21 protein-coding genes are annotated in these 19540 nt (G+C 63.6%); 10 read left to right on the top strand and 11 right to left on the bottom strand.

Going from position 1 to position 19540, the window contains the following annotated elements:
- Positions 1 to 21: 21 nt before the first annotated feature.
- The 4 genes from argH (at position 22) to SMD31_RS16365 (ending at position 5600) form a co-directional block, all read left to right on the top strand.
- Positions 22 to 1449: an argininosuccinate lyase gene (gene argH, locus SMD31_RS16380; RefSeq protein ID WP_320501993.1), complete on the top strand. Its 1428-nt coding sequence runs from the start codon at positions 22 to 24 to the stop codon at positions 1447 to 1449.
- Entirely contained in the window at positions 1446 to 1622 is a 177-nt protein-coding gene (locus SMD31_RS16375; RefSeq protein WP_320501992.1) for a hypothetical protein, read from the top strand. The genes argH and SMD31_RS16375 overlap by 4 nt, the downstream gene beginning before the upstream one ends.
- 118 nt (positions 1623 to 1740) lie before the next feature.
- Entirely contained in the window at positions 1741 to 3000 is a 1260-nt protein-coding gene (gene lysA / locus SMD31_RS16370) for a diaminopimelate decarboxylase (RefSeq protein ID WP_320501991.1), read from the top strand.
- A gap of 53 nt (positions 3001 to 3053) precedes the next feature.
- Positions 3054 to 5600: a TIGR02302 family protein gene (locus SMD31_RS16365; protein WP_320501990.1), complete on the top strand. Its 2547-nt coding sequence runs from the start codon at positions 3054 to 3056 to the stop codon at positions 5598 to 5600.
- 8 nt (positions 5601 to 5608) lie between these two features.
- Here the strand turns inward: SMD31_RS16365 and SMD31_RS16360 are convergent, their stop codons facing one another.
- Positions 5609 to 5935, bottom strand: coding sequence for a metalloregulator ArsR/SmtB family transcription factor (locus SMD31_RS16360; protein ID WP_320501989.1), 327 nt, complete (start codon positions 5933 to 5935; stop codon positions 5609 to 5611).
- A 112-nt stretch (positions 5936 to 6047) separates the two neighbouring features.
- Here SMD31_RS16360 and SMD31_RS16355 point away from each other — a divergent pair, with 112 nt between their 5' ends.
- Entirely contained in the window at positions 6048 to 6431 is a 384-nt protein-coding gene (locus SMD31_RS16355) for a hypothetical protein (RefSeq protein WP_320501988.1), read from the top strand.
- A 2-nt stretch (positions 6432 to 6433) separates the two neighbouring features.
- Complete coding sequence (locus tag SMD31_RS16350) at positions 6434 to 6958, top strand: DUF4166 domain-containing protein (protein WP_320501987.1); 525 nt, start codon at positions 6434 to 6436, stop codon at positions 6956 to 6958.
- A gap of 4 nt (positions 6959 to 6962) precedes the next feature.
- Here the strand turns inward: SMD31_RS16350 and SMD31_RS16345 are convergent, their stop codons facing one another.
- Together SMD31_RS16345 and SMD31_RS16340 are read right to left on the bottom strand one after the other, a co-directional pair.
- Positions 6963 to 7343, bottom strand: a complete 381-nt coding sequence (locus tag SMD31_RS16345; protein WP_320501986.1) for a response regulator — start codon at positions 7341 to 7343, stop codon at positions 6963 to 6965.
- A gap of 423 nt (positions 7344 to 7766) precedes the next feature.
- On the bottom strand, positions 7767 to 8543 hold the full coding sequence (locus tag SMD31_RS16340) for a zinc-ribbon domain-containing protein (protein WP_320501985.1): 777 nt from the start codon (positions 8541 to 8543) through the stop codon (positions 7767 to 7769).
- Positions 8544 to 8812: 269 nt separating this feature from the next.
- Between SMD31_RS16340 and ftsE the strand changes: the two genes are divergently transcribed.
- The 4 genes from ftsE to SMD31_RS16320 are packed head-to-tail and all read left to right on the top strand — an operon-like array spanning position 8813 to position 11957.
- Positions 8813 to 9520, top strand: coding sequence for a cell division ATP-binding protein FtsE (gene ftsE / locus SMD31_RS16335; RefSeq protein WP_320501984.1), 708 nt, complete (start codon positions 8813 to 8815; stop codon positions 9518 to 9520).
- Positions 9520 to 10437: a cell division protein FtsX gene (locus tag SMD31_RS16330; protein ID WP_320501983.1), complete on the top strand. Its 918-nt coding sequence runs from the start codon at positions 9520 to 9522 to the stop codon at positions 10435 to 10437. Before ftsE ends, SMD31_RS16330 begins: the two co-directional genes overlap by 1 nt.
- Before the next feature lie 21 nt (positions 10438 to 10458).
- Complete coding sequence (locus tag SMD31_RS16325; protein WP_320501982.1) at positions 10459 to 11253, top strand: YdcF family protein; 795 nt, start codon at positions 10459 to 10461, stop codon at positions 11251 to 11253.
- Positions 11211 to 11957 (top strand): lysophospholipid acyltransferase family protein, encoded by a 747-nt coding sequence (locus SMD31_RS16320; protein WP_320501981.1) that lies wholly within the window; start codon positions 11211 to 11213, stop codon positions 11955 to 11957. Before SMD31_RS16325 ends, SMD31_RS16320 begins: the two co-directional genes overlap by 43 nt.
- Here SMD31_RS16320 and SMD31_RS16315 read toward each other — a convergent pair.
- From SMD31_RS16315 to SMD31_RS16280, 8 genes are all read right to left on the bottom strand, one after another.
- Positions 11954 to 12556, bottom strand: coding sequence for a class I SAM-dependent methyltransferase (locus SMD31_RS16315; protein WP_320501980.1), 603 nt, complete (start codon positions 12554 to 12556; stop codon positions 11954 to 11956). The genes SMD31_RS16320 and SMD31_RS16315 overlap by 4 nt on opposite strands.
- Entirely contained in the window at positions 12553 to 13704 is a 1152-nt protein-coding gene (locus tag SMD31_RS16310; RefSeq protein WP_320501979.1) for a peptidoglycan -binding protein, read from the bottom strand. Before SMD31_RS16310 ends, SMD31_RS16315 begins: the two co-directional genes overlap by 4 nt.
- A gap of 3 nt (positions 13705 to 13707) precedes the next feature.
- Positions 13708 to 14814: a MotA/TolQ/ExbB proton channel family protein gene (locus tag SMD31_RS16305; RefSeq protein WP_320501978.1), complete on the bottom strand. Its 1107-nt coding sequence runs from the start codon at positions 14812 to 14814 to the stop codon at positions 13708 to 13710.
- 56 nt (positions 14815 to 14870) lie between these two features.
- On the bottom strand, positions 14871 to 16181 hold the full coding sequence (locus SMD31_RS16300) for an OmpA family protein (protein WP_320501977.1): 1311 nt from the start codon (positions 16179 to 16181) through the stop codon (positions 14871 to 14873).
- Between the two features lie 154 nt (positions 16182 to 16335).
- Entirely contained in the window at positions 16336 to 17124 is a 789-nt protein-coding gene (locus SMD31_RS16295) for an inositol monophosphatase family protein (protein ID WP_320501976.1), read from the bottom strand.
- Positions 17125 to 17132: 8 nt separating this feature from the next.
- Positions 17133 to 17699 carry an elongation factor P gene (efp, locus tag SMD31_RS16290; protein WP_320501975.1) on the bottom strand — a complete coding sequence of 189 codons (567 nt, stop codon included), beginning with the start codon at positions 17697 to 17699 and terminating at the stop codon, positions 17133 to 17135.
- A gap of 119 nt (positions 17700 to 17818) precedes the next feature.
- Positions 17819 to 18835: a M48 family metallopeptidase gene (locus tag SMD31_RS16285; protein WP_320501974.1), complete on the bottom strand. Its 1017-nt coding sequence runs from the start codon at positions 18833 to 18835 to the stop codon at positions 17819 to 17821.
- Between the two features lie 15 nt (positions 18836 to 18850).
- Entirely contained in the window at positions 18851 to 19432 is a 582-nt protein-coding gene (locus tag SMD31_RS16280; RefSeq protein ID WP_320501973.1) for a LemA family protein, read from the bottom strand.
- Positions 19433 to 19540 lie beyond the last annotated feature (108 nt).

Below are 19540 nucleotides of genomic sequence, written 5' to 3'. Positions count from 1 at the left end.
AAGGCGGTCTTTTTCAGTACCATGAGTGCCAAGAAACAATCCTCGCCAGTAACCAATTCTGCGGCCGATTCCGCCAACGCCATGTGGGGCGGCCGCTTTGCCGCCGGCCCGGCGGCGATCATGCAGCAGATTAATGCCTCCATCGGCGTCGACAAGCGCCTTTATGCCGAGGACATCCAGGGATCGCTGGCCCATGCCGCCATGCTGGCCAAACAGGGCATCGTCACCGAGACCGACGCCGCGGCGATCGCCAAGGGCCTCAATCAGGTGAAGGCCGAGATCGAGGCCGGCCATTTTGAATTCAAGGTGGCGCTTGAAGACATTCACATGAATGTCGAGCAGCGCCTCAAGGAATTGATCGGCGAGCCGGCCGGGCGCCTGCACACCGCGCGCTCGCGTAATGACCAGGTGGCGACCGATTTCAAGCTGTGGGTCCGCCGCGCCTGTGACGAGGTGGCGGCCGAGACGCGCAATCTGGTTGCAGCCCTCATCGACCGGGCGGAGGAAGAAGCGGCGACCGTGATGCCGGGCTACACCCATCTGCAGCCAGCGCAGCCCGTGACTTTCGGCCATCACCTGCTGGCCTATGTCGAGATGCTGGGGCGCGACCTCGGGCGCCTGGCCGATGCCAGGAAGCGCCTCAATGAGAGCCCGCTTGGCGCCGCAGCGCTCGCTGGTACGACATTCCCGATCGACCGGCAGATGACGGCGAAGGCCTTGGGCTTCGATCGTCCGACCGCAAACTCGCTCGATTCCGTCTCCGACCGCGATTTCGCACTGGAATACCTGTCGGCACTCTCGATCCTTGCCGTGCATCTTTCGCGCCTCGCCGAAGAGATCGTCATCTGGATGAGCGAAGGCTTCCGCTTCGTGACCCTCTCCGATGCCTTCACCACCGGCTCCTCCATCATGCCGCAGAAGAAGAATCCGGATGCGGCGGAGTTGGTGCGCGCCAAGGCCGGCGAGGTCATCGGCCTCACCGTGCAGCTGCTCATCATCCTCAAAGGCCTGCCGCTCACCTATGGCAAGGACATGCAGGACGACAAGGCGCCGACTTTTGCGGCGACCGACACGGTCCTGCTGTCGCTGGCGGCGATGGCGGGCATGATCCGCGACCTGACGCCCAACCGCGCCCGCATGCGCGAGGCGTGCGAGCGCGGCTTCCTCACCGCCACAGATCTTGCCGATTGGCTGGTGAAGCATCTGGGGTTGCCGTTCCGCGACGCGCATCATGTCACCGGGACCTTGGTCAAGATGGCGGAAGACAAGGGCAAGGGCCTCAGCGATTTGAGCCTTGCCGAGATGCAGTCGGTCGAACCGCGGATCGGCGACAGCGTCTATCCGGTTCTGAAAGTGGAAAACTCGGTGGCTGGTCGCAAGAGCGAAGGCGGGACGGCGCCGGACAATGTGCGGGCAGCTGCCAAGGCGGCGAGGGAGCGTTTGCTATGAGGATGTCGAAACTGTCCGTGGCGATGCTCGCCGCTCTCCTGACGGCGACTGCCGGCTTGAGTGCCTGCGGGCGCAACGGCGTGCCGGAATTGCCCAAGGAAGTCCACAAGGACAGATACCCGGACCAGTACCCGCAGACGCCAAAACCACAGACGGGCATTTTCAGCGGGTGAATTTACATTTCCTGCCAGCGTCATCCCCGGGCGAAGATCCGGGGACCCACTGCTGCAGGAGAGAGTGGATGCCCGGGTCAACCGCGGGCATGACGCATACTAGGGTGATCTAACTTCCATGAGCCATTTCCACTATGAGAACGGCGAGTTCTACGCCGAGGGCGTGCCTGTGAGCCGGATTGCGGCTGAGGTTGGCACGCCCTTCTATTGCTATTCGACGGCGAAGCTCACCGATAACTTCACCAATTTTGACGCGGCGCTGGGCGGGCTCAATGCCAAGCTTTATTTCTCGTGCAAGGCCAACTCGAACCAGGCCGTGATCCGGACATTGGCGCAACTCGGCGCCGGCGCCGACGTCGTCTCGGTGGGCGAGATGTACCGCGCGCTGAAGGCCGGCATTCCGGCGGGCGAGATCGTCTTTGCGGGTGTGGGCAAGACGCGCACCGAAATGGCCGAGGCGCTGAAGGCCGGCATCTACCAGTTCAATGTCGAATCTCCAGGTGAATTGCGGGCGCTCAATGAAGTGGCCCTCAGCCTTGGCAAGCGCGCACCCGTCGCCTTGCGCATCAATCCGGATGTCGACGCCAAGACCCATGCCAAGATCTCGACCGGCAAGTCGGAGAACAAGTTCGGTATCGATATCGACCATGCCCCGGCGATTTATGCCGAAGCCGCATCCCTGCCGGGCATTGATGTGAAGGGCCTTGCCTGCCATATCGGCTCGCAGCTCACCGACATCGCCCCCTATCGCCACGCGTTCCAGAAGATGTCGGATCTGGTGAAGGCGCTGCGCGGCAAGGGGCACAGTGTCGAGCGCGTCGATCTCGGTGGCGGCATCGGCATCACCTATCGCGACGAACAGACCATCAGCTTCTCCGACTACACCAATGCGGTGGCGGAGAATTTCGGCAATATGGGGCTGAAGCTGGAGGCCGAGCCTGGCCGCGCCATCGTCGGCAATGCCGGTATCCTGGTCGCGCGCGTGATCAATGTGAAGGAAGGTGTCAGCCGCAATTTCGTCATCGTCGATGCGGCGATGAACGACCTCATCCGCCCGACCCTTTACGACGCCTATCACCAGATCCAGCCGGTGCGCCAGCCGGCGGATGATGCGCCGGTCACGAAGGTCGATGTGGTGGGGCCGATTTGTGAAACCGGCGACCAGTTTGCGGAACAGCGGCCGCTGCCGCCGCTGGTGGCCGACGACCTGGTGGTGTTCCGCGAGGCGGGCGCCTATGGCGCGGTCATGTCCTCGACCTACAACACCCGGCCGCTGCTGCCGGAAGTGCTGGTGAAAGGCGATAAGTTTGAGGTGGTTAGGCCCCGTCAAACTTATGACGCAATCATCGGTCAAGACAGGCTGCCCGCCTGGCTGTAAACTGGGGGGAAGCCCGGTCCCCAGTTGTGACGGGGCCACTCTGAGGAGGATTGATGGCGCGACGCCCGGTTCTCGGCGATGAAAAGGCACCGACCGCCCCCCGGGAGCCGAGCAGCCTGCCGGCGCGGGTTCGGACGATGGCGGCCATCGCCTGGGCGATCCTCCTTGCCGAGCGCCTCTGGGCCGCGCTGGCGCCGGCCGTCTCCGTTGTTTTGCTGGCCCTGGCCCTTGCCTGGCTGGGCCTGCCGCGTGACCTTGGCGTCTGGATTCATGTCGTGCTGCTCATCGTGGCGGCCGCCGGGTTTCTCTATGCCCTTTGGTGGGGCTTTCGTCGTTTTCGCCTGCCGGCTTGGCAGCAGGCGCTGCGCCGCCTTGAGCGCGACAGCGATCTGACGCATCGCCCGCTCACCCATATCGACGACACCCAGGTCAGCAATCTGATCGATCCGGCGGCGGCCAGCCTGTGGGCCAGGCACCGGGCCCGCCTCTTGGCCTCGATCGGCCGGCTCGACCTCAAATGGCCCGATAGCGGCCTTGTCGCGCGCGACCGCTATGCGCTGCGGCAACTGGCGCTGCTGCTGGCGGTTGCCGCCTTCTTCAGTGCCGATGAAGCCTGGTTGCGGCGCCTGGACCAGGCATTGCTGCCGAATTTCTCCGGCATCGAGGACAGCGACCAGATCACGGTCGAAGCCTGGATCACGCCGCCCGACTATACCGGCCTGCCGCCGATCAGCCTCAGCCTGGCGCAGAAGGATGCTGCAGCCGAGACACTGAAGGTGCCGAAGGGCTCGCGGCTGCTGGTGCAGGCGCAAGGCCTGCCAACCAGCGGCATGGGCGGACCCGCGACGCTCGTCGCCAATGACGAGAAGCTCACCTTCGATGTGCTTGATGCCAGCACCCAGCGTTCGGAGGCGACGCTTTCTGCTGGCCGCATGATCGGGGTGCAATCGGGCCTGGCGACCGTGGTCGAGTGGCCGGTCGAGATCATTGCCGACATGGCGCCCAAGGCTGCGTTCGGCGGCAATCCCGGCATCACCGATCGCGGCGTGCTGCGCCTTGGCTACAGCGCCAGCGACGATTACGGCGTCACGGATCTTCGTCTGGTCATGAGCCGGGGAACCGAGGATTTCGAATTCAAGCTGCCGCTGGGCCAGGCAACTCTCGGCCCCGATGGCCAGCGCGTGGCACAAGGTGGCAGCTTCCAGGATTTCACCGCCCATCGTTGGGCCGGGCTTGATGTGGAGTTGCGCCTGGTGGCGCGCGATGCGATGGGGCAGATCGGCGCCTCGGCACCGCTCGCCCTGACCTTGCCGGAACGGAAATTCTATCACCCGGTGGCGCGCGCGATCATCGAGCTCAGGAAGCGGCTGGCAAGCGACTGGCAGTTCCACAATTCGATCTCGCGCGAACTCGATATCCTGAAGTCGCAGCCCGAGACTTACGAGGACCGCATCGTGGCCTTCATGGGCATGGATTTTGCGGCGCGCCGATTGCGGGCCGCGGAATTCGCGCCTTCTGACACGCCGCCGGTCCTGCAGCTGATGTGGGACATCGCCGTCGATCTTGAGGACGGCGGCACGTCTTTGGCCTTGAGCGAATTCCGGCGCCTGCAGCAGGCCCTCCAGGACGCGCTCGATCGCGGCGCCTCGGACGAGGAGATCGAGCGGCTGATGAACCAGCTGCAGGAAGCTATGAACCACTACATGCAGGATTTGCAGCAGCAGCTTCAGCGCGCCATGGAGAGTGGCCAGCAGATGCGGCAATTGTCGCCCAATGGGCTGAAGCTCTCGCAGCAGGATCTCAACCAGATGCTCAACGACGCGCGCAACATGGCGCGGTCGGGCGCCAAGGATTCCGCCAAGCAGATGCTCGATCAGCTGCAGAAGCTGATGGAGAACCTGCAGGCCGGCGTGCCCTCGACCATGAGTGCGGAGGGGCGCGCGCAGCAGGAGCTCAATAGCGAGCTCGGCCGCCTGATGCAGCGCCAGCAGAAACTGCTCGAAGACAGCTACAACGCCCAGCGCGGGCAACAGCCCGGCGAGCAGGGCATGGGCGAAGGCGAAATGGGGCAGGGTGAGAACCAGGGCGAAGGCATGCCGGGCGATGGCGGCAACGGCCAGGCGCCGGGCTCCGGCGCCATGGGGCAGGAGCAGCTGCGACGCGACCTTGGCAATCTGATGCAGCAATACAGCAACATGCTGGGCGACCTGCCGGGCGGTCTCGGCAAGGCCGAGCAATATATGCGCGGCGCCGTCGACAGCCTGCAGAACCAGGACTTCCCGAGTGCCGCCGAGAACCAGAACAACGCGCTCAATCAACTGCAGCAAGGCTTGCAGGCGGCGCAGGAGATGATGCAGCGGCAGGCCGGCCAGATGCCGGGCCGCGGCACACGGCCCAAGATGGACCCGCTGGGCCGCCCGGCAGATGATGACGGCCCCGGCGGCAACCCGATCGACAGTTCCGGCATGGATCTCGGCATCGCCAAGGAACCGGCCCAGAAGGCGCGCGAGATCTTCGAAGAACTACGCCAGCGCCGCAACGACCCCAGCCGCCCCAAACCGGAACGCGACTATCTCGATCGGCTGCTGAAGCAGTTCTGAGCGGCGCGCTACTTCTCGCCGCCGCGCCGTCCTCGCGCCATGTCGCGGCTTTCCTTGCGCAGCGGCCGCCCGACCGGGCAGACCTCCTGAACGAATCCGGTGAGCGTGTTGACCAGGTTGTCGCTGACCAGGCTGTAGTGGATGAACTGCCCCTTCCGCTCGGATCGGATCAGGCCGGCGTTCTCGAGGATGCTGAGATGTTTCGAGACGGAGGGCTTGGAGATGTCGAAACGCTCTGCGATTTCGCCAGCCGTAAGGTCCGTCGCCGAAAGATAGGCCAGGACCTTGCGCCGAACCTGGGAGGACAGCGCCTCAAATACCTTGTCCATACTCATGCCTGGATCCGCTTTATTTAGATAGTTGACTAACTAACAAACCGTCGCTAGGTTGATATTTAGCAAATTGACTAATTAACGAATTATGTAGCATGCCGCGATGGAGGATGCAATGATGGTCGTTACCTATGCTGTTTATGTCTTTGTCAGTCTGGCGATCACCTTCTGGGTCGGCCGCGCCTTGAACCGCAACGGCCGTGTCTTCCTGGTGGAGAATTTCGAAGGTCGCGAGGCGCTTGCCGATTCGATCAACCACTTGCTCTTGATCGGGTTCTACCTCGTCAACATCGGCTTCGTGTCGCTGGCGTTGCGCTATGGCGCCAAGCCGATCGACATCGTCGGGGCGGTTGAGTTTTTGAGCACGAAGATCGGTCTGGTCGTGGTTGTGCTGGGCGGCATGCATTTCTTCAATATGAATATGCTCGTCAAGTTTCGCCATTCGCGGCTTTTTCATGCCGTGGCCGGGAAGGCTCCGCATCTGCAGCCGCAGGTCTGAGAATGTCGTTGAACGCCCTGCAGCTTTGCCTTGGTGCTGATTTCGCGCACTTGCTGCCGGTGGTACAGCAAGCGCATTTGGGTCCAATCGAACTGCGGGGCCATGTTTCGGTCACCCGGGGGCGAGGGTTAGGCGCGCTCCTCGCTTCCGTCCTCAACATGCCGGCTGCAAATCCCCAGTGCTTCCTGATCGTTTCGGGTGATCACTTGAGTGACAGGATGATCTGGCGGCGGTCATTCGACGGCAAGAAGCTGGAAAGCAATTTCCTGCTCGACGGGGGGCATCTGATCGAAATGATGGGCCGACTGAAGCTGCGGCTAAAGCCCCGGGTAAATGCGGGCCGGCTGCACTACGAACTGCGCAGCGCATATTTTGGCCGCATCCCTCTGCCAAGATGCCTGATGCCCACGCTCGTCGCCTGGGAGGGTGAGGCTGAGGGGTTTTATGAATTCGAGGTCGAGATCAGGCTGCCGCTGATCGGCCGCCTGGTGCGCTATGCGGGAAAACTAACGCTGGTCTCTGCATAGAAGCTCAGTTAGCCCGCTGGCCGGAGAGGGCGGCGTCCACGGCGTTGCAGATCTGCTGCAGGCTGAACGGCTTGGTGATGATGTCGGCGACCGGGCCCTGCTGGTTGCGCACGCCATCGGCGCGTTCGCGGGCATCGGCAAAGCCGGTCATCATGAGGACGGTCATGCGCGGGTTGATGCGGGCGGCGGTTTCGGCCAAAGCGAGGCCGTCGAGGCCCGGCATCACGATATCGGTCAGCATCAGGTCGTAGGTCTGGGCCTTCAAGGCGTTGATCGCCGCCTCGCCATCGCCGACCGCCGTCACTTCATGGCCACGATGGGTAAGGGCCCGGGTGACAAAAGCACGAACCGACTCATCGTCTTCAGCCAACAGGATTGCGGACACAGTGTTTTCAGCCCTTCTAATTCTGTACGAGGCAGCGCGTGCAGACATGACCGTCATCAACTCACCAATTCTCTTTCGGGCCGCGAAGCTGCGGCGCATCGCCCAGGGCTGACGTCGGCATCGGCACCAAGGCTCGGCCTAATCCGTCGCGTCAGAACGATGGTGACCGGTTTCGGTTCCCATCAGACGACCCACGCACAGCCGAGCCGCAGAAAAAGATCACGATCGGCCCGACGATTCAAATGTAAGCCTAAGGTAAGCCTAAGCCGAAACCGTTAATTTTTGGTGAGACTGCCTCGGCGCTGAACACCATATCGACAGCAGATCATGGCGGATTTATGGCATTTATTCAGATAGATAGGCAATAGGGAGCAGCGCACGCAGATGTGAAGGGGCGGGCGTTTCGCCGCAGGTCGGGATCGCTTACTCGGCGACGAATTCGATTCGCAGCGTCTTGGTGCCCTTGGGCAGGGAATCCATGAAAGTGCGGAATGTAATCGTCTCGCCCGGCTCGATGGTTTCCTGTTCCAGGCGGAAGGGATAGGCGTCGCCCACCTGCTTGCGGTCCGCATCCCGGGCCTTGATGACGAAAACCGGCAGCTTCACGGGGTATTCCGACTTGTTGAAGACGTCGGCCTGGACCGAATAAACGGTTTTCCCGTCTTCATTGCGCCGGTTGAACACCAGATTGGCGGTTTCGAGATCCTCGGCCGGGCTGCTGGTCGAGATACCCATCAGGCTGTAGACCATGTCGAGCGCGGGGATGGCGCGGGCAATCTCGGCCCGGAAAATGAACACGGCGCCGAGGCCGATCGCCATGCCGGCCAGTACGAGATAGGCCGGCCGCAACCGGAAACGGCGCTTTGGCATCATCGGCCGCAGCTTGGGCGGCACGGTGATGGGGCCGGTCGGGCGCTGGGGCGAGCGCGGGCGGGGTGGGGCCGCGGGAATCTCGATACCCGGCGTTTCGCCGCCGGGAGCGGTGTTTTCGGGCGCCGAGCCAGGGGCCGGTGCGGCATCTGCCGCCACCTCGGCGCTCAGGGCGATCTCGGCCGGCGTTCCTTCGGGGTTTTCCAACTTGGGCGGCAGCTGCTTCCACTTATGGCCGCATTTGGCACAGCGCACGCTTCGGCCGCCCTCACCAAGGAGTGCCGCGTCCAACGAGAACCTGGTAGCGCAAGCCGGGCAGGAAACAATCACTGATTCGTCCGCTCGATCGATATCCCCTGAAACGTTTATAGGTCGCGGGCGCGCGGGGGACAAGTCCGGCCCGACCGGTAAGGGCGACAAGGCGCTGAAAAATCATCTTTCTTTGCCCGAGTCGCAAGGGTGTCATCAGCTTTACGAGGGTGAAGCCGCTATGCCATCTTAACCCCGCCCAGGCGGCATGGCGCGCGGGGCACAAATTGCTAGGGTGCCCTGTCGGCAAAGGCCGGCAGCGGATTGCCGGACAGCTGGGATGTAGGCACGTGGTTTTATTCGATCAGGTCTCGGTGCAGTACGACACCGGGCCGCAGGTCCTCAAGGATATCAGCTTTACCCTGGCGCCCGGCTCGTTCCATTTCCTGGTCGGGCGCTCGGGCGCCGGCAAATCTTCGCTGTTGAAGCTGATGTATCTGGGCCTGCGCCCCAGCTCTGGCCTGGTCAATCTCTTTGGCCGCGACGTGGCGACGCTGAGCCGGGCTGATTTTCCGGCGATCCGCCGGCGCGTCGGCGTGGTGTTCCAGGACTTCCGCCTGATCGAGCATCTGTCGGCGCTCGACAACGTGGCTTTGCCGCTGCGCGTCGCCGGCGTGCGCGAGGCCGATATCCGCCGCCATTGCAGCGAGTTGTTGAGCTGGGTGGGGTTGGCCGACCAGCTCAATGCCCTGCCGGCCACCTTGTCGGGCGGCCAACAGCAGCGTGTCGCCATCGCCCGGGCCGTCATCGCCCGGCCCAATCTGCTGCTGGCCGATGAACCGACCGGGAATGTCGATGACGTGATCGGCCTCCGGCTCATGTATCTCTTCGAGGAGCTCAACAAGCTGGGAACCACGGTCGTCGTCGCCACCCATAACGACGCGCTGGTCAGCCGCTTCACGCATCGCCAGCTGCGCCTGGAGCAGAGCAGTGTCCGCGTCTTCGATCCGGCGGGTGCGGGGCCTGGGCAGGCTGCGCCCGGCATGGGAGCCGCCTGATGTTGGGTCTGCGCACCGACCTGCCGCTCGACCGCGATGCCGCAGCCAGGTTCCTGCCCTGGATCCTCGGCTTCATGGTCTATCTGGCAGCGCTCGCCGTCGGCAGCGCACTTGTGGTCGACCGGCTGTCGGCGCATTGGCAAAGCGGGCTTACTGGCAACCTCACCGTCGAAGTACCGTTCACCGACGATGTCAGTGTCACGCAGCGGTCGGAGATTCTCGACAAGGTCATCGACCTTTTGAGTGCCACGCCGGGTGTTGCCGGCACGACCTTGCTCGACGACCGCGAGATTGCCCGGCTGTTGGAGCCCTGGCTGGGGCCGGAAGCAAGCGAGCTCGACATTCCGCTGCCCGCCATGATCGCCGTGACCTTGCGCGAAGATGCGGCACTCGACCAGGGGCAATTGCAGCGCGACCTCACTGCCATCCAGTCCGGCGCCAAGGTCGACGCGCATGACGATTGGATCGCCGACGCACTTCAGTTCCTGCGCGGGCTGAAGCTGCTGGCAGCGTTGCTGACCGGACTCGTTCTCACGGCGACGGCGCTCACCATTGTGTTCGTGACGCGGACGGGCCTCTCGATCCACCGCAATGTCATCGAGGTGGTGCATCTCATCGGCGCACCCGACGCCTATATCGCCGGACAGTTCCAGGCGCAGTCGCTGCGCCTCGGTCTGCTGGGGGGGATCGTCGGGACGCTGCTGGCCGCCGGCACCATCGTCGGCGCCGATCGATTGTTGCAATCGGCGGGGTCTTTTGCGGGCGCCAATGAAACCGGGACGGTCGATCTGTCCCTCGATTTGCAACTGCTGCCCTGGCAGTGGGGGATCGTGGCGCTGCTGCCCGTGGCGACGGCCCTCATCGCCATGATCACGGCCCGATGGACCGTCCTGCGCTCGCTGGCGCGCTTCATCTGAACCTGCTAGATAGGGCGCGCCATGGGGGTGAACCGCATCAATTTCCGCGATCCGCAAGCACAGCGTGAAGGGCTGGGGCGCAGGCTCGTGCATGCTCTATTGCTGGCAGTCTTTCTGTGGCTGATCGGCTTCATGGGCTTTATCGGCTTCATCCCGCGCGAGGTGCGCGACGGCACCACCAAGACGGATGCGATCGTGGTTCTGACCGGCGGCGGCGACCGCCTGGCCGAAGGCTTCCGCCTGCTCGATGCCGGCTTGAGCCCACGCATGTTGATCACCGGCGTGGCGCAGGGCGTCACACTGGCCCAGGTCATCGACGGCATGAGCAGCGACAAGAGCATGCTGCCCTCGCCCGAGAATCTCGCTTGCTGTGTGACACTGGGCTACGAAGCCGGCAACACGGTCGGCAATGCGGTCGAAACGGCGACCTGGGTGCGTGACAACAAGATCAATTCGGTGCGCCTCGTCACGGCCAACTACCACATGAAGCGCAGCCAGCTGGAATTCCATCGCGCACTGCCCGGCATCACCATCATCCCGCACCCGGTCTTTCCGAAGGAAGTGCAGGACAATTGGTGGTTCGTGAAGCCGCGCATCCTGGTTCTGCTGGGTGGCGAATACCATAAATTTGTCGGCGCCTGGGGGCGGGGACTGTTGCAGGACGGCGTGACCTGGCTCGGCGGCGATCACTTGCAGCCGGATTGGTGGCCGGATTGGGCGAAGTTCGATTGGCCGGATATGCATCTGCCCAACCTGCACCTGCCTGATTGGAAATGGCCCGATTGGCTGCCGCGGCCCTGGTCGACCAATCCATGACGGCTCTGCGCGCCCTCGTCTTCAATATCCTTTACCTGCTGTGGTCGGTGGCGATGCACATCATCTGCCTGCCGCTCCTGGCAGCACCGGCGCCGGCCATTCTCGCGGCAGCGCGCTGCTGGATCGCCGGATCGCTGTGGCTGCTCAAGGTCTGCGTTGGCCTTAACGCGCGTGAGGTCGGCGCGGAGAACCTGCCTGACCAGCCCGTCCTCTTTGCCGTCAAGCACCAGTCGGCCTGGGAAACGCTTTATCTGTCGAAGCGCCTTAACAATCCGGCCTTTGTGCTGAAGAAGGAATTGCTGTTGATCCCCGTCTTCGGCTGGTTCCTTGCACGCAGCGGGATGATTGCCATCGACCGCAGCGGCAAGGCGGCAGCTTTGAAGAAAATGGTGGCCGATGCCAAGGCGACCTTTGCGCAGGGCCGCCCGGTTGTGATCTTTCCCGAAGGGACGCGGGTGGCGCCGGGCGCGAGCAAACCCTACCAGCCGGGCATCGCCGCCCTCTATGCGCAGCTCGGCGTCCCGGTGGTGCCCGTGGCGCTCAATTCCGGCGTGTTCTGGGGCAGGAAGGCCGTGCTGAAGAAGCCCGGCACGATCACCATCGAATACCTGCCGCCGATCCCGCCGGGCCTCGACCGCAAGACCTTCATGCGCGAGTTGGAGGCACAGATCGAAGGGGCGTCGAAACGGCTGGCCGAAGGCTAAGCCTTCCGCATCACCAGCCGCGACCAGGTGACGTCGCCGCGCCTCAGCGCATCACGCGTGCCGTCGCGGCGGAAGAGTTCCGTAAGACCGAACGGCGCGGCAAGGGCCAGGGTCTCGTCGACGCCGATGTCGAACATGCGCCGGCCGGGTGGCACCGGGCCGTGGCGCAGCGACAGGGAAAGACAGCCGCCGGGCGCCACCAGACCGGCGACATGCGGCATGGCGATGCCGCGCTCGACCTCATCAAGATGCATCCAGACGGCTGTCAGCATGACGATGGGGAAGCGCTCGCCGCGCGCCCGGACATGCACCAGGTCCGGCAGGCTGTCATCCAGCCATGTGATGCGGGGGTCGGGGTGCAGGCGCTGTCCATGGGCGCGCATTTCTGCCGTGGGCTCGACGGCCAACACGTCATGGCCGAGAGCCACAAAGCCTGCCGCGTCGCGTCCAGTGCCGGCACCGATGTCGAGTACTCTCCCCGAAACCGGCAGAACCTTCAGCACGCCGCGATGGGTTTCCTCGAAGCTGAAGCTTTCATAACGAACGGCAAGCTCGTCCGCCTCGGCGGCATAACCGGCGGTACCCGGTACCGCGTTCATCGCTGGTCCAGCTTGAATTCGATGCGGCGGTTCTTGTTGTAGGCTTCGTCGGTATCGGCCGGGTCGAGCGGGCGGAACTCGGCATAGCCGGCGATGACCATGCGGTCGGCGGGCAAGCCGCGGCTGATGAGGTATTTGGCGACGGCGCCGGCGCGTGCCGTTGAGAGCTCCCAGTTCGAGGGGAACTGCGCCGTGGCGATCGGGCGCTTGTCGGTATGGCCGTCGATGCGTAAGACCCAGTCGAGATCCTTGGGGATGTCCATGGAGAGCAGGATCAGCGTGGTGGCGAGGTCATCAAGCTGCGACTTGCCGGCATCGCCCAGCACGGCCGAGCCGCTGTCGAACAGAACTTCCGACTGGAAGACGAAACGATCGCCCACGATGCGAATATCTTCGCGCTTGCCCAAGACCTCGCGCAGCCGGCCGAAGAATTCGGAGCGGTAGCGCGCCAGCTCCTCGACCTTGGAAGCCAAAGCCGCATTGAGCCGGTTGCCGAGGTCGACGATCTGGACTTCCTGGTCCTTGGCTTTCTGTTCGGAGGCATCGAGCGCCTGGGTGATGCGCGAGAGTTCTTCGCGCAGCGCCAGCATCTGCTTGTTCAGCAGTTCGACCTGCAGCTGGGCCTCGTCGGTGATCTTCTTCTTCTCGGCATCGTTGCCGAGGATCTTCTGCTGCAGATCGTCCTTGAGGCTTTCCAGCGCCGCGATATCGGAAAGGAGCGCCGTGATGCGCTGGCGGTCGGCATCAATTGTCTCGTAGGCATCCTTGAGTTTCTTCGCTTGGTCCTCGTTGACCGCGGCCTGCCGGTTGGCGGCGTCGCGCTCGCCGATGACGACGTTCAACTGGTTCTTCAATTCGTCGCGTTCGGCGGTCGAACTGGAGAGTTCGATCGACATCTGTGAGAGCTGGCTCTTCAGATCCTCGGCGTTCTTCTTCTCCATCGCCAGCATGTTGGCGATCTCGGAGATCTGCGCATTCAGCTTGGCCAGCGCATCATCCTTGCCGGAAAGGGCGAGGCTGAGGAACATCTGCGAGGTGACGAACACCATCAGCACGAAGACGATGACCATCAGCAGAGTCGACAGCACATCGACATAGCCCGGCCAGGCCTCCATGGGTCGATGGCGGCGGCGTCCGGCCCCGGCCACGGATCAGCGCTCCGTGCCGGCGGCGACGGCGATGGTGCGGGCCAGCAGCTTGATCTCGGCGCGGAGTTCCTGAACCGATTGGTTGCGGCCTTGCGCCAGTTCCTCGGAGAGACGCGTCAGATGCGCGTCGAGATTGCGCAGATGATTGCGGCTGTTGGCATCGATGCCGAAGCCGCCGGCAGCGGCGAGTTCGGCCAGGCGTGCCGTCACCTGCTGCTGGCTGCGCATCTGGTCATTGAGCACCGCCAATTGGTCGGCCAGCTGCTTGAAGCCGCCGGCAGACGTGCCGCGGCCCTCTTCACTGCGCTGCAGGACGCGCTGCAATTCGCTGATGCTTTCGGCATTCTGCTCCAGCAGCGCCTGGATGTAAGCCGGGATCGGCTGGTCGCCGACTTCGGCAAAACCGCCGACGCCGCCGGAGGAGAGGCGGGCATGGCCGGACAGCCAATCTTCAAGCTCGTTGAAGAAGCGGTTCTGGGCCTGGCCGGCCTGCAATTCCAGGAAGCCGATGATGAGTGAACCGGTGAGGCCAAAGAGCGACGACGAGAAGGCGATGCCCATGCCCGCCAATGGCTTGGCAAGGCTCTGCTTCAAGGTGTCGAACATCACGGTCGGGTCCTGCCCGCCGCCCACCTGCAGATTGGTGATCGCATCGGCCACCCCCTTCACCGTGCCAAGCAGGCCCCAGAAGGTCCCGAGAAGCCCAAGGAAGATGAGAAGCGAGGTGATGTATCGGCTGATCTCGCGATTGTCGTCGAGGCGCGACTGCACGCCATCAAGCACCGAACGCAGCGAACTGGCGTTGATATTGAGCCGCCCGGTCTTGTCCTTGAGCATCGCCGCCAAGGGGGCAAGGAGTCGCGGCTGGGAATAGCTCTGGGCAAAGCCGCCGGTGCGGAAGTCCTCGATCCAGGCGATGTCGGCATAAAGCCGCACCACCTGCCAGATCGTGAACAGGATGCCGAGCATCAACACCGCCATGATCCCGGTGTTGAGGATCGGGTTATGCGAATAAGCGACGGAGATCGGATCCCACAGCAAGACCGTGATGCCGATCGCGGCCATGAGCGCGATCAACATCCACAGCAATTGCCAGATCGGGCGGCTCATAGCGGCCCCCTTCTTATCAATGTTGGCAGTGACGTAACGGCCCCGCCCACGCGCCCTTAGCCGGCGCTGGGAACGATGTCGACACGGTCGGCCGGGCCGCCTTCGGATTTGGTGCCCAGGGCACGGACGTCGATGCGGTTCGAGCGCACGCCCTTGCCGATGAGGTATTTGCGCACTTCGAGGCCGCGGGCCAGCGCCTTGCGGCGGGCCTGGCTCTCGGCATCCGGCGTGCCGCTGCTATAGGCGAGCACCTGGACCTTCATGTTGGTGTCAGCGGCCATCTTATCCGCCAGGGCATCAAGGTCGGCGGTGGCGCCTTGCGGCAGGTCATCCCTGCCGGCATCAAAGACGATGCGGGCGCCGCCGGCCGGGGCACCGGTGCCGGCGTTGGTGTCGGCCGGTGCTTCGGCGCTGGCGACCTGCTCGGCAGGCGCATCGGCGCTGGACGTCGCTTCCGAAGTCGCTTCGGCGGAACTGGTCGCCGCCGCATCGCTGGTGGCTTCGCTGGCAGCCGGTGCTGCTGCAGCGACCGCAGAAGCCGGTGCGCTTGCAACCGGCGAGGGTACGCTGGCGGGCACGGCTTCCGGCTCGGCTGGCGGAGTCGGTGCCGGAACGGGCTCGGCTGCCGCCACAGGCGTCGGCTCAGGCGTCGACTCAGGCGCCGGAGCGGCATCGGAGGTGGCTGACGGTGCCGGAGTCGCCGGCGCCGTTGCTGGGGTCGATTCCAACACGGCCTCGGCCGCCGCAACCTGGGCTGCTGCTCCCTGCTCGGTCGCCGTCGGTGTCGCTGTCGGTACCGCCGACGCCTTCTTCTTGCGCTTCTTCTTGGTCGGTTGGGCGTCCGTCATCTTCTGGGCGCCCGGCACATTCAGATAGCTCTGCGGCAGACCATTTGACGCCGGAGTGCTGATCGGCAGGCCGGCGCGAAGGCCCGGCGCAAAGGCCGGATTGGCGTAGGGGGCCACGAAGGGCGTGACTGTCGGCACCGAGGCATAGCCGTAGACCGGCTGCGTACCATAAACCGGTGCTGCTTGGCCGTAAGCGGGCTGGCCATAGGGCGTAAAGACTGATTTCGGCGCGGCGGTAACGCGCGCGCTGGGGGCGGCGTAGCCGTAGGGCTGGAAGCCACCCGGCACCGCCGGACTGGCGGGGGCACCGTAAGGGGTGAGGGCGCCATAATTAACGCTGACCGGGGCGGAAGCCGCCTGCGGCAGGTAATAGGCTTGCTGCGCATGAGCGGCGGGGCTGAGGTACAGGCACCCGGCGGCAGCCATGCCGGCCAGAACAAGCCTGGTGAGGAGGGTATTGGAAACAAACTTCCCGGGAAGACCCGTGCCGCAGTTCGACGCTTTAGCCCGCTTGCTCATTTCCGCCTGCCGCTCTCAAAAAAGGATGCAATTTGGCGAGGACTATAACCGATCCGATTTTGTCCCTACAACCGGCACTTTGCACAAGCGGGATAAGTATTTAGCGGGCAAAACACGCCTGGACCCGGCTGCAGTCGGGCCGGCGGGCCCGACTTCAGTGGCCGACGAGGTTCTGAATCGGGGCGTGGAGCGTGTTGTTGGTGGCAAGGATCTCGCCCAAAGCGAGGTCCACCGGCTTGCCCTTGAGGTCGCTGACATAGCCGCCAGCTTCCTTGACCAGCAGCAGGCCGGCCGCGATATCCCAGGGGGAGAGGAATTCCTCCCAGAAGCCTTCATAGCGGCCGCAGGCGACATAAGCGAGGTCGAGGGCGGCGGCACCGAAGCGGCGGATACCAGCCGTCTCGCGCATCGCCTTTTCGATCTGGCGCTGGAAGCGGTCGATATGGCCATGGCCGCGGAAGGGGATGCCGGTCGAGAGAAGACTTTCGTTGAGATTCTTGCGGCCCGAGACGCGGATGCGGCGGTCGTTGAGGAAAGCGCCAGCGCCTTTTTCGGCGTAAAAGAGTTCGTCCTTGATCGGGTCGAAGATGACGCCGGCCGTGATCTCGCCCTTCACCTCAAGCGCGATCGAGATGCAGAAATGCGGAATGCCGTGCAGGAAGTTCGAGGTGCCGTCGAGCGGGTCGACGATCCAGCGTGTATCCGGGTCAGTTCCGGCCTCCACGCCGCTTTCCTCCATGAGGAAGCCGAAATTGGGACGCCCCTTCTTCAGTTCTTCCTTGATCAGCTTTTCCGCCTTGTGATCGGCAGTGCTGACGAAATCCGCCGGGCCCTTCTGCGATACCTGCAGCTGTTCGACCTCGCCGAAATCGCGACGCAGCGAACGGGCGGCCTTGTCGGCCGCCTTGCACATGACATTGATGAGGGCTGAGCGGATGGCCATGTTTCAGATCAGTCCTTTGCCCGTTCCATGTATTCGTTGTCGGCGGTGCGGACGACGATCTTTGTGCCCGAGCCGACATGCGGCGGAACCATGACGCGGACACCGTTCTCGAGCACGGCCGGCTTGTAGGACGAGGAGGCCGTCTGACCCTTCACAACGGCATCGGCCTCGACGATGAGGCAGACGACGGTTTCGGGGAGGGTCACGGAGATGGGCGAGCCTTCATAGCTTTCGACCGTCACCACCATGCCTTCGGTGAGATACACCGCCGGCTCGCCGATCATGTCGCTGTTCAGCGTCAGCTGCTCGAAGGTGTTGCTGTCCATGAAGGTGTAGTCGTCGCCGGCTGAGAAGAGGAACTGGTACTCATGCTCGTCGAGGCGGACGCGGTCGACGATATCGGCCGAGCGGAAGCGCTCGTTGAGCTTGGTACCGTCGCGGATGTCCTTCAACTCGACCTGCAGGAAGGCGCCGCCCTTGCCCGGTTTCACGTGCTGGGTCTTCACGGCGCGCCAGAGGCGGCCCTGGTGTTCGATGATGTTGCCCGGGCGAATGGCATTGCCGTTGATCTTCATGGCGTCAACCTGATCAGTCTTTAAAGGTTTGTCTGGAAAGCGGCCGGGTTCTAGCAGGAAGCCTCCCGATAGTAAACCGGCCGTCGGCCATGGCCCTATCTAGCTGATCGGTATGGAGTTTATGCCTTGCCGAGATTCTGCAGGCGCTCGATGCGCTCGTCGATCGATGGATGAGTGGCCAGGAAAGCATTGGTTTTGCTGGCAAATTCCTTGACCGGATTGACGATGAAGACGTGCTGGATGGCCCGGTTGCCGATCTCGGATCCCGAGGCGTGACCGGCGAGGGCACGCAGCGCCCCCATGAGACCGAGCGGGTTGCGGGTCAGCTGCACCGCGGTCGCATCGGCCAGGAACTCCCGCTGGCGCGACACGGCGAACCGCACCATCTGCGCGGCGATGGGGGCAAGGATCGCAAAGACGATCAGGATCGCCAGGATGACGAGTGCCGCCCCGCCGCCCTTCTTGCCGCTGCGGGACGAGCCGCGGCCGCTGACGCGGAGTGACCGCAGCGCCATGTCGGAAACCAGCGCGATGAGGCCGACCATGATGCCGACGGCCGCCATATAGCGCGTATCCAGATTGAGAATATGCCCCATCTCATGGGCGATGACGCCCTGCAGCTGATCGCGCGGTAGGGTCTTGAGCAGCCCGCGGGTCACGCCGATCACGGCGGCATCGGTGCGCATGCCGGTGGCAAAGGCGTTGAGAGCGTCGCTCTCGATCACCATCACCCTTGGCTTTGGCAGGCCGGCGGCGATGGACATTTCCTCGACGACGTTATGCAGCATCGGTTCCTGATCGGCCGTGACTTCCTTGGCGCCAGCCATCACGGTGACGACGCGGTCGCCGGCAAACAAGGTGACGCCGCTCGAGACGATCCCGATGCCGGCCAGGACGGCTGCGCCGAGAACGCCGAGCGGACTGACCGTGACGAATGTTTCGAAACCCGCATCGCCGCTCCAGGCTTCCAGCGCCCAGCCGATCAGATAGCCGAGGATGCCGCCCAGCAGGATGAGGCCGACGATCAATAGCCAGGTATTGCGCCGGTTTTCAGACTGTGCCGCCAGAAAATCCGTACCGTGAATGCGCGAACCGGTGTCTTCTGGGACCGTCGGAGGGGCGGCGAGATCGCTCATCGGCTGAAGACTTTTTTAGCGCAGGTTCACTTTCGGCGCGGCTTCGACCGCAGCGCGCTCGGCTTCGGCGACGCGCCACAAAGCAGCTTGGCCGAAGTCATAGCGCCCCGCGATCAGATTGCCGGGGAAGCTCAGCACCGCCGTATTATAGTTGGTCGCAGAATCATTATAGAACTGGCGGGCAAAACCGATCTTGTTCTCGGTCGAGGTCAGCTCTTCCATCAGCTGCTGCACGGTCTGATTGGCTTTGAGATCGGGGTAATTCTCAGAGAGGGCGAAGAACTTGCCGACCGAGGCAGAGAGCGCACTTTCGGCGGCGACCGTTTCAGACGTCGGCAGGCCGGCCCCGGCATTGGCCTTCACGGCGCTGTTCCGTGCCTCGATTACCTGGCGCAGCGTTTCCTGCTCATAGCCCATGTAGTCCTTGGCGGCCTCGACCAGATTGGGGATGAGATCGTAGCGCCGCTTCAACTGCACGTCGATCTGGCTCCAGCCATTGGCGACCTGCGCCTTCAGCCCGACGAGCCGGTTATAGGTCAAGATCCCCCAGACCACGACGATGACGACGACAGCCAACAGCACCCATAAAACGGTCATGAAGGTTCCCCGGATTTCTGGCAGGCATGAACGGAAAGTCGTGGGCATCGTGCCGGAAGGCCGGGTGGCGGGCAATGTGAGAGCGCAGCCTTTGTAAGCCAGATCACA

Origin of the sequence: Dongia rigui, from assembly GCF_034044635.1 — a bacterium.
Taxonomy (GTDB): Bacteria; Pseudomonadota; Alphaproteobacteria; order Dongiales; family Dongiaceae; genus Dongia; species Dongia rigui.
Note: the sequence above shows the minus strand (reverse complement) of the source record. Positions and strands in the feature narration are given on the sequence as shown.